This window comes from Mesorhizobium sp. Root102, from assembly GCF_001425625.1.
Taxonomy (GTDB): Bacteria; Pseudomonadota; Alphaproteobacteria; order Rhizobiales; family Rhizobiaceae; genus Mesorhizobium.
The window spans coordinates 43,482-52,992 of the sequence record NZ_LMCP01000024.1; the positions used below are offsets into that span (position 1 = coordinate 43,482).

Sequence of the window (9,511 nt, forward strand, 5' to 3'; positions counted from 1 at the left end):
TCCCTCCCAGCGCGCCTGCCCGAACCATCGGACAGACGCGCGCCCCGAACGAAATATTATGCGAGCAGAAGCCGGCCGAGATGGACCGGCAGCACTTCGTTGCGATACCAGGCGCTGGCAATCGGATCGGTGATCGGCGAGGTGCCATCACTGGCTGCGGCCAAAGCAGGCGCGATGCCGTCTGCGGTCAGCATCCGGCCGAGCAGGGCCTTTTCCGCCGCGCTGGCACGCACTGGCCGGTCGGCCATACAGCCGAGCGCGATCCGCGCCGAAGAGACGGTGCCATCTGGAGCCTGTTGAAGCACAGTGGCGATGCTGAGCACCGAGACCCCCTTCGGCTTCACCCTGGACACTTTCAGGAAGCGAAAGCCGCCTTGCGGGGGAAGCGTGAACCCGACCGAAGTGACGATGGCGCGGCTGCCGTCCCGCTTGGCCAGGAAGGTCTCGATCGGCGTTTCGCCATCATCGGTGCTGACCGTGGCGTCGAGCGCCAGCAGGGCAACGGCGAAATCGCCATAGGGAGCCGGGGCAAACAGATTGCCGCCGACGGTCGCCATGTTGCGGATCGCCGGGCCTCCAACGGCGCGGGCGGTCTTGGCAAGCGTGCCGAGGTCCGGATGGCGGGCAATAGCCGCCATGGTCACCGAAGCACCGATGCGGACCTTGCCGCCGGCAACAGCGATGGTGGACAGAGACGGCTCGGTTGAGCGGATTAGGCCGGAGACCGAAACATCGCCTTCATTGGCCGCGCGGACCACCAGTGTACCCCCACCGAGATAGCGCGTGCCAGCGGCTTTCAGCGCCGCGTTGGCGTCCTTCACCGTTGCAAAAGTCTGCAGTGCTAGCGCCATGGCTTGGCTCCTGTCAGCTCTGACCGGCGAAATGGCTTTTCAGGGCATTGAAGCCGCCCTGAAAAACATTGGCGCCCATGCCCTCGGCAATCTTGTCGGCTTCCTCGGGCGCGGCGTCGAAGCTGGCGGTCCATTCGGCATAGGTGCGGTCGCCATCGGTGACGCGCCTGAGTTGCAGCGTCGCCTTGTGGTTGGTGAGCGGCTGCGGCGTTTCCAGGATGGAATAGCTGACGAGGAAATTCGGATCGGAGAAGTCGAGCAGCTTTTCACGGATGCGGGCGCCGCTGGCGAGTTGGAAATTGCGCACGCAGCCGATCGCGCCGGCGTCCTTGCCGTCCTCGATATGGCTTTCGACCATGCGCGGATGCCAGCCTGGCAGTCCATTGAAGTCGCGTATGCGCGCCCAGACCTTTTCGACCGGCGCGTCGATGACGCTGGAGATGGTGACTTTGGTCATTCAAATCTTCCCTTGCAAAAACGATCCGGTGCAAGGGTAGGACGGCCATTTCAGCGGCGCTTATCAATGCGTCTTGAGCGCGTATCAATGCGTCTGAAAAAGGGTGGGAGTCTGAAAAAGGGGCGCGGGCGGTTGGTTCAGGCGATCGCCCGCGCGGCCTCGCGGTAGAGCGTCGGCGGCACGCCGACATGGTCGCGGAAGAAGCGCGAGAAATTGCCCTGCGTGGTGAAGCCGAGATTGCAGGCGACCGAGATCAGCGGCTCCTGCGACCACTGCAACTGCCGCACCGCTTCCTCCATGCGCAGCGTGTTCCAATAGACGTTGGGCGTCAGATTGGTCTGTTCCTTGAACAGCGCGAAGAAGTGCGGCCGCGACAGGCCGACGCTGCGCGCCACGTCGTCGAAGCAGATGCGCTCGCAGACATTGGCCTTCATCAGCTGGATCGCCTTGCGGACACGGAAATCCTGCATGGTGTTGATGCGGACACGTGCCTCCTGCGGCGCCGAGGCGTCGGCGGCATCGAGCACGCTGTCGATGAAACGCTCGATCTCGTAGTTGGCGATGTCGTCGATGCTCTCATTGTCGCTGAGGTGATCGAGCAGATTGGCGGCGGCCTGGTGTAGCCAGGGTTCAAGCGTGATCGCGGCTTGTGAGAACAGCGGCGCGGACGAAGGCAGGTCGCGGCGGCGCCGCGCCCAGTCGGGATCGATGTAGAAGGCGAGAAACAGACCGGGCGTTCCGTTCTGCGACAGAACATGGCTGTGCGGCTGAAAGGAGTTGATGCCGGCGGCTGTGCAGGGGCCAAGCCGGACGGTCTCACGGCCGATGGTCATCTCGCCGGCCGTACCTTCCAGCCAGATGATCAGATGCGCCTCGACATGGGCATGGGTGACGAAGTCGCTTGCGACATTCAGGACAGAAACATGTCCGAACCGGCCCCAGTAGAGCCTGATCGCTTCCGTCATGGGTATTTCCTCCCGCAGACGACTGGCCTCCCTTCGCCTGCAACGGGGATTGTGCGGCTGAGTTCGGGGCCGCGTCAAGACTCGGGGCTGCGACGGGGGCGGATGACGGCCGATGCCTGTGGATTTTCAGACTGAGCGATAGGCACCGGAACGAATAGCGGTTGGGGAGGATGCCAACCCCTCAAACCGAAGCCGTCATGCCGCCATCGACATACAGCGTATGGCCGTTGACGAAGGACGAGGCGTCGGAGGCGAGGAACACGGCGGCGCCGATCAACTCGTCGACATTGCCCCAGCGTCCGGCCGGCGTGCGTTTTTCCAGCCACGCGGAAAATTCTGGATTGTCGACCAGCGCCTGGTTCATCTCGGTGCGGAAGTAGCCGGGCGCGATCGCGTTGATCTGCAGGCCGTATCTCGCCCAGTCGGCGCACATGCCTCGCGTCAGGTTGCGGATCGCGCCCTTGGTGGCTGTGTAGGGCGCGATGTTCGGCCGGGCCAGTTCGCTCTGCACCGAGCCGATGTTGATGATCTTGCCCTTGCCGCGTGGGATCATGTTGCGGGCGACCGCCTTACCGGCATGGAAGGCGCCCGACACATTGGTCTTGAACAGCCGCTCCCATTGCTCCTCGGGAAAATCTTCGAGCGGGGCGCGGAATTGCACGCCGGCATTGTTGACGAGGATGTCGATAGGCCCGATCTCGGCCTCAATGCGGGCGACGTCGGCGTTGACCGCCTGAAAATCGGTGACGTCGAAACTCGAAGCATGCGCCTTGAAGCCGGCATCGCGCAGCTTTTCGACGGCGCTGTCGATCCTGGCAGCGTCGCGGCCGTTGAGCACCACGCTGGCGCCGTGTTCGGCAAGGCCCCGAGCCAGGGCGAAACCTATACCTTGGCCAGAACCGGTGATCAGCGCAAGCCGCCCATCAAGGCTGAACAGGGAGTTTGTCACAGACTGTCCCGGCCTAGTCGCTGCGGCGGAAATTGCGGATGCGGTCGAACAGCACCGCCAACAGGATGGCGCCGCCGATGAAGACGCCTTGCCAGAAGGCATTGATGCCGAGCAGGCCAAGGCTGTTGCGGATCACCTCGATCAGCGCCGCGCCAACGATGGCGCCGAAGGCGGTGCCGACACCGCCGGCCAGATTGGCGCCGCCGATGACGGTGGCGGCGATCACCTGGAGCTCCATGCCGGTGCCGAGATTGGTGGTAACGGCGCCCAGCCAGCCAGTCTGGATGATGCCGGCAATGCCTGCCGACAGCGCCGAGATCATGTAGACCGCGACCTTGATCTGGCGCACCGGAACGCCGGTCAGCGTCGCCGCATGCTCATTGCCGCCGATGGCGAAGATGTGCCGGCCGAACTTGGTCCAGCGCAGGACGAAGCCGGTGATCAGCGCCAGAAGGATCATGTAAAGCACCGGATTGGCGATGCCGAACACCCAGGCGCCGCCTCCCAATGCCAGAAGCTTGGCGTGGTCTGGCCCGAACTGGAAGACGACGGTGTTGTTGGAGGCGACCATGGCCAGGCTGCGGGCGATCGACAGCATGCCGAGTGTCACCACGAATGGCGGAAAGCCGAGATAGGCGATCAGGATACCGTTGAAGGCGCCGATGGCGAGCGCGGTGGCGATCGAGGCCAGGATGCCGACCTCGATCGAGTAGCCGGCATGCATGGTGACGGCCAAGATCATCGACGACAGGCACAGCACCGAGCCGACCGACAGGTCGATGCCGCCGGTGATGATGACGAAGGTCATGCCGAGCGCGATGATGGCGACGAAGGTGATGTTGCGGGTGATGTTGTAGAGGTTCTTCGACGTGGCGAAAGCGTCGGTGGCAAACGACAGGAACAGACAGGCCAGGATGACGGCGATCACCACCCAGAAGGTCTGGCTGGCAAACAGCCTTGCCGGCAGGGATTGCTGCTTGTGTTCGATCGGCTGGTCAATTGTCAGTGCCATCGTCGACCTTCATCTGCTGTGCGTGGTGGGATTCGCTGAAATCAAACCTGTTCGATGGCGCCGGTGATCAGCCCGGTGACTTCCTCGGGCGAACTCGACGCAATCGTCTTGTCGGCGACCTTGCGGCCGCGCCGCATGACGATGACGCGGTCGGCAACGGTGAAGACGTCTGGCATGCGATGACTGATCAGCACCACTGATATGCCCTGGTCGCGCAAATGGCGGATCAGATTCAGCACCTCGGCCACCTGGCGCACCGAGATCGCCGCCGTCGGCTCGTCCATCAGCACGATCTTGGCCTGCGACAGCATGGTGCGGGCGATCGCCACCGCCTGGCGCTGGCCGCCCGACATCTGCTTGACGAGGTCGCGCGGACGCGTCTCGGACTTCAATTCGGCGAAGAGCTGGCCGGCGCGCCTATACATCGTCGCATAGTCGAGGATGCGGAACGGCCCGACGCCACGCCGCAGCTCGCGGCCAAGATAGACATTGGCGGCGGCGGTCAGATTGTTGCAGAGCGCAAGGTCCTGGTGGACGATCTCGATGCCGTGCTGGCGGGCGTCCGCCGGCTTGTGCAGGATCAATTCCTTGCCATCCATGTGCATGGTTCCATGGCTCGGGCGGAAATTGCCGGCGATCATCTTGACCAGTGTCGACTTGCCGGCGCCGTTGTCGCCCATCAGGCCGACCACCTGTCCTGGCTCGATCGACAGCGACACGTCGTTGACCGCCTGGATGGCGCCGAAATGCTTCGAGATGTTGGTGAGTTCGAGAACCGCCACCAGCCTTTGCCTCCCCGTGCTTGCGGCCTGCTGCTGTTCCCGGCGTGAATGCCGGCGCTGCTTTGGCCCCGCTGTCCCCAGCTCCTCCCGAAGACAGCGTTAGCGTTCTTTTACGCAAAAGCCGGCGCGCGTCAATCAATTGTCGGACGATTTGAGCAAGGACTATTTTAAAAATCAGTTTTGTAGGACAAATAGCATTGACGTTGGCTGCAAGCCGATATTAGCTGAGCGCCGGAGGAGATTATGCCGATCCCTGCTGGCGGTTTGCCGGACGGAATCGGCGGAGGTTTCACGGTCTAGGATCCGGCGGCACCTTGTGTGTTTGAGCTGATTTGAAGCCGCATCTGGAAATGCTTATCGATCTGTCCTGGCGACATGAGCGCTCGCGAGACGAACGTCTGTCATCACGCATCCGGTCGATCTGTGTGGCGGGCACGCCGTGTCCGTCTGTTTCAAGGGAGGACTGACATGAGGAAAACACTTTTGCTTGCCGCCGTCGCCGCCATGGCGTTGGGCGCCGGGCCGGCTTTGGCCAAGAAACAGCTCGTCATTGTCGTGAAGGGTCTCGACAATCCGTTCTTCGAGGCCATCCATCAGGGCTGCGAGAAATGGAACAAGGAAAACGCCAGCTCGGAATATGAATGCTTCTACACCGGTCCGGCATCGACCTCGGACGAAGCCGGCGAGGCGCAGATCGTCCAGGACATGCTGAGCAAGGCCGACACGGTGGCGATGGCGATTTCGCCGTCCAACGCTCCGCTGATCGCGCAGACTATCAAGACCGCCAATCCGACGATCCCGATCATGACGGTCGATGCCGATCTCAGCAAGGAAGATGCAGCCCTTCGCAAGACCTATCTCGGCACCGACAACTATCTGATGGGCAAGAAGATCGGCGAGTACATCAAGAAGGGCAAGCCGAACGGCGGCACTATCTGTACGATCGAGGGCAATCCCGCGGCCGACAACATCCTGCGCCGTGCCCAGGGCATGCGCGACGCATTGTCGGGCAAGGACGGCCTTGCCGCACTGGCGGGTGAAGGTGGCTGGACCGAAGTCGCCGGCTGCCCGGTTTTCACCAATGACGACGGCGCCAAGGGCGTGCAGGCAATGACCGACATCCTCGCCGCCAATCCCAAGCTCGATGCATTCGGCATCATGGGCGGCTGGCCGCTGTTCGGTGCGCCGCAACCTTACCGCGACCTGATCGGGCCGCTCAAGGACAGACTGGCCAGCAACGACTTCGTCATCGGCGCCGCCGACACGATCGGCGACGAAGTGGCGATCGCCAAGGATGGCCTTGTGACCGCGCTGGTCGGTCAGCGGCCGTTCGAAATGGGCTACAAGGCACCGTCGGTGATGATCGACCTGATCGAAGGCAAGGCCGTCGCCGATCCGGTGTTCACCGGCCTCGACGAGTGCACCAAGGAGACGGTCGACACCTGCATCCAGAAGTAGGTTCTCGATTTCGGGACGCTCGGCAACGGGCGTCCCGTCAATTCCTGGACGGACGCAATGGTTGTGGCGACAGGCGCCGGCTTTCGCGCGTCCATGGTCTGGATTTTTCGGCAACGAGATCGGCGCGCCGCGCAGGTTCGGGCCAATCCGCACGACAGACGGCCGACGCATTGGAACGTGAATGCCGGACGAGAAGTCAAAGAAGCGAGCCGCCTGGGCCAAGGCAGAAGCCAGCTCCCGTCCGGCCATCATGCGCAAGGCTGGGGCCGCGCACTTTGCGGGAGCCAGCGTCCATGTCTCGCTGGCCGGCGAGATTGGCCTGCGGATCGTGCGTGGCGACTATCCGCCCGGCACCATCCTGCCCAACGAGGCCAAATGGGCCGATATCTTCAATGTCAGCCGTTCAGCCGTGCGCGAAGCCATCAAGATGCTGATGGCAAAAAGCCTGTTGGCATCGCGCCCCAAGATCGGCAGCTGGGTCGAGCCGAAGGAGCGTTGGAACCTGCTCGACCGCGACGTGTTGGCCTGGTATGCGACCGCGCCCGACCGCGAGGCGTTCCTGCGCACCGTGCAGGAGTTTCGCCACATCATCGAGCCGGAAGCGTCGGCCTTTGCCGCCACGCGGCGCAGTGACGAGCAGATGGTGGAGATCAGCCAAGCCTGCCGCGAAATGGGCGAGGCCTTGAGCCTGCAGGAGCGTATCCGCGCCGACACGCGTTTTCATCTGGCTATCCTGCGCGCCTCCGGCAACGACCTGTTGGTGCCGCTCGGCGTGTTGATCGAATCGGCGCTCGACCATCTCTTCGCGTTCACCACGCAGCAGATCGGCGATCAGCGGCAGGCGCAGAAGCTGCATGAAGCGATTGAGAAGAACATCCGCTTGCAGCGCCCTGCAGCCGCGCGCAACGCCGTGCACAAGCTGCTTGCAAACACCGACGATGGGATCGGCCGGTCAAGGCGGTGATCGGCACCTTTGCTTCGTAATCCCTCAAATCGTTTGTTTCTTGCCATCCTTCGTCGGCATCAGATCGACGCCGTTCACCTTGCCGATATGCGTTGCCAGCATGGGCACGAACTGCTCCGCCGGACCGGTGGCGTGAGCGCCGGCGAAGGAGTTCTTGGTGGCGTTGCCGAGGGGGTTGGCGATCCCCGCCGCACCGGCCATCGATTCCAGATAGGTCAGGTCCTTGAAGGCGTTGGCGATGGTGAATTTGTGAGCGTCGCGGTCGCCCTCCAGCGTCCAGCGCATGAAGGTCTGGTAGAAGCCGCAATCCATGCGGCCGTTGCGGATGACGCTGTCGAAGCGCGGCGGCGAGATGCCGACCTTCTCAGCCAGCGCCAGCGCCTCGGAATAGATCGCGGCGTAGCCGAGCGAGATGAAATTGTTGAGCAGCTTCATGCGGTGGCCGTCGCCGGTGTCGCCGATATGGACGATGCGGCCGGCCCAGGTTTCGATCACCGGCTTCACCCTGGCAAAGAGGGCGTCCGGCGCGCCGACCATGGCGTCGAGCGTGCCTTCCCAGGCCTCCTTCGGTGTGCGGCTGAGCGGTGCGTCGACAAAATCGATGCCGAGCGCCTTGAGCTCAGTCGCCAGTGCCACCGTCGAGACCGGATCGGAGGTCGAGCAGTCGACGACGACCGAGCCCTTCTTCAAGCCCTCCTTGAGGCCGCCGGGGCCGCGAATGATAGCTTCGACCTCGCGTGAGCCGGTGACGCAGATGAAGACGATTGTCGATGCCGCCGCGACATCACGCGAGGTCGATGCTTCCTTCGCACCTCGACCGAGCAGGTCCTCCGCCGGCTTGCGGTTCTTGCGGCCGAGAAAGGTCAGGCTGTACCCCTTGTCGACGATGTTCTTGGCGATCCCGTGCCCCATCAGACCAAGGCCAATGAAGCCGATCTTTTCGCTCGCGGCAGTCGTGTTCATGTCTTCAAGTCCTGTTGCAATGATTGATGTCAGGCGCTGCCGTTTTGCAGGCGAGGGTGGTTGCGGATTGCGATATTGTCTGACAATACACATAAATCCCAGAGGATGTGGAGAACAAAATGACGAAGCGGATCATGTTCACCGGCGGCAGCGGCAAGGCCGGACGCCATGTCGTGCAGTATCTGGTGGAGCAAGGCTGTCAGGTGCTCAACATCGACACCAAGCCGCTCGACAATCCCAAGGTGCGCACGCTGATCACCGACATCACCGACAGCGGGCAGGTATTCAACGCGCTGTCGAGCTATATGGGCCTGCACGAATTCGACCCGTCGCTGCGCCCGCAGCCGGTCGATGCCGTGGTGCATTTCGCCGCCATCCCGCGCATTATGATCACCACCGACAATGAGGTGTTCCGCATCAATGCGCTCGGCACCTACAATGTCATCGAGGCGGCGGTGAAGCTCGGCATCCGCAAGGTTATCATCGCCTCCAGCGAGACGACCTATGGCCTCGTCTTCGCCAACGAGCCGCGTGATCCCCAATATTTCCCACTCGACGAAGACTATGACGTCGATCCGATGGACAGCTACGCGCTGTCCAAAGTCGTCAACGAGAAGACGGCGCGGGCCTTCGCACAGCGCAACGGCACCGACATCTACGCCTTGCGCATCGGCAATGTCATCGAGCCACATGAATATTCGCTGTTTCCGAAATGGTTCGCCGATCCGGGTTTTCGCAAGCGCATTGCCTGGAGCTATGTCGACGCGCGCGACCTCGGCCAGATCACGTTGCGCGCCATCGAGAAGGACGGCCTCGGCTACCAGGTGTTCAACGCCGCCAATGACGACACCTCGTCCGACCTGCCGACGGCCGAACTCTTGAAGCGGTTCTACCCTGGCGTACCGGTCAAGGCCGAGCTTGGCGAATACGAGACGCTGCTCTCCAACCGCAAGGCGCGCGACGTGCTGGGTTTCCGCCCGGAGCATAGCTGGCGCAGATACGTCAAGCAGGCCTAGGCCGTGTGGACGAATTGACTCAGGCATAGGTTTTGGGGTTCCGCTGACGAATCCAGTCTGATTCATGGATTGTCGACTGATTTGGAGGTCGGCG

The 9,511-nt window shown here is 62.6% G+C and carries 10 protein-coding genes; 3 read left to right on the top strand and 7 right to left on the bottom strand.

The window, feature by feature from the left end:
- Positions 1–56: 56 nt before the first annotated feature.
- From ASD12_RS20700 to ASD12_RS20725, 6 genes are all read right to left on the bottom strand, one after another.
- Complete coding sequence (locus ASD12_RS20700) at positions 57–851, bottom strand: FAD binding domain-containing protein (RefSeq protein ID WP_056590317.1); 795 nt, start codon at positions 849–851, stop codon at positions 57–59.
- Between the two features lie 13 nt (positions 852–864).
- Positions 865–1,308 carry an SRPBCC family protein gene (locus ASD12_RS20705; protein WP_056590324.1) on the bottom strand — a complete coding sequence of 148 codons (444 nt, stop codon included), beginning with the start codon at positions 1,306–1,308 and terminating at the stop codon, positions 865–867.
- A 137-nt stretch (positions 1,309–1,445) separates the two neighbouring features.
- Positions 1,446–2,273: an AraC family transcriptional regulator gene (locus tag ASD12_RS20710; protein WP_056590327.1), complete on the bottom strand. Its 828-nt coding sequence runs from the start codon at positions 2,271–2,273 to the stop codon at positions 1,446–1,448.
- A gap of 181 nt (positions 2,274–2,454) precedes the next feature.
- On the bottom strand, positions 2,455–3,222 hold the full coding sequence (locus tag ASD12_RS20715) for an SDR family oxidoreductase (protein WP_056590329.1): 768 nt from the start codon (positions 3,220–3,222) through the stop codon (positions 2,455–2,457).
- A 13-nt stretch (positions 3,223–3,235) separates the two neighbouring features.
- Positions 3,236–4,234, bottom strand: coding sequence for an ABC transporter permease (locus tag ASD12_RS20720; RefSeq protein WP_056590332.1), 999 nt, complete (start codon positions 4,232–4,234; stop codon positions 3,236–3,238).
- Positions 4,235–4,275: 41 nt separating this feature from the next.
- A complete protein-coding gene (locus tag ASD12_RS20725) occupies positions 4,276–5,016 on the bottom strand; it encodes an ATP-binding cassette domain-containing protein (RefSeq protein ID WP_056590335.1) in 741 nt (246 codons plus the stop codon).
- A 468-nt stretch (positions 5,017–5,484) separates the two neighbouring features.
- Between ASD12_RS20725 and ASD12_RS20730 the strand changes: the two genes are divergently transcribed.
- Together ASD12_RS20730 and ASD12_RS20735 are read left to right on the top strand one after the other, a co-directional pair.
- Positions 5,485–6,474, top strand: a complete 990-nt coding sequence (locus ASD12_RS20730; RefSeq protein ID WP_056590338.1) for a sugar-binding protein — start codon at positions 5,485–5,487, stop codon at positions 6,472–6,474.
- Positions 6,475–6,655: 181 nt separating this feature from the next.
- Complete coding sequence (locus ASD12_RS20735; protein WP_056590341.1) at positions 6,656–7,438, top strand: FadR/GntR family transcriptional regulator; 783 nt, start codon at positions 6,656–6,658, stop codon at positions 7,436–7,438.
- Between the two features lie 24 nt (positions 7,439–7,462).
- Here the strand turns inward: ASD12_RS20735 and ASD12_RS20740 are convergent, their stop codons facing one another.
- Positions 7,463–8,401, bottom strand: a complete 939-nt coding sequence (locus ASD12_RS20740; protein ID WP_056590344.1) for an NAD(P)-dependent oxidoreductase — start codon at positions 8,399–8,401, stop codon at positions 7,463–7,465.
- A 119-nt stretch (positions 8,402–8,520) separates the two neighbouring features.
- Here ASD12_RS20740 and ASD12_RS20745 point away from each other — a divergent pair, with 119 nt between their 5' ends.
- A complete protein-coding gene (locus ASD12_RS20745) occupies positions 8,521–9,417 on the top strand; it encodes an NAD(P)-dependent oxidoreductase (protein WP_056590347.1) in 897 nt (298 codons plus the stop codon).
- The last annotated feature ends 94 nt before the right edge of the window (positions 9,418–9,511 follow it).

Bases quoted from the DNA above. Each gene is read 5' to 3' on its own strand.
- ASD12_RS20700 (WP_056590317.1), bottom strand. From the start codon at position 851: ATGGCGCTAGCACTGCAGACTTTTGCAACGGTGAAGGACGCCAACGCG.
- ASD12_RS20705 (WP_056590324.1), bottom strand. From the start codon at position 1,308: ATGACCAAAGTCACCATCTCCAGCGTCATCGACGCGCCGGTCGAAAAG.
- ASD12_RS20710 (WP_056590327.1), bottom strand. From the start codon at position 2,273: ATGACGGAAGCGATCAGGCTCTACTGGGGCCGGTTCGGACATGTTTCT.
- ASD12_RS20720 (WP_056590332.1), bottom strand. From the start codon at position 4,234: ATGGCACTGACAATTGACCAGCCGATCGAACACAAGCAGCAATCCCTG.
- ASD12_RS20730 (WP_056590338.1), top strand. From the start codon at position 5,485: ATGAGGAAAACACTTTTGCTTGCCGCCGTCGCCGCCATGGCGTTGGGC.
- ASD12_RS20735 (WP_056590341.1), top strand. From the start codon at position 6,656: ATGCCGGACGAGAAGTCAAAGAAGCGAGCCGCCTGGGCCAAGGCAGAA.
- ASD12_RS20740 (WP_056590344.1), bottom strand. From the start codon at position 8,401: ATGAACACGACTGCCGCGAGCGAAAAGATCGGCTTCATTGGCCTTGGT.
- ASD12_RS20745 (WP_056590347.1), top strand. From the start codon at position 8,521: ATGACGAAGCGGATCATGTTCACCGGCGGCAGCGGCAAGGCCGGACGC.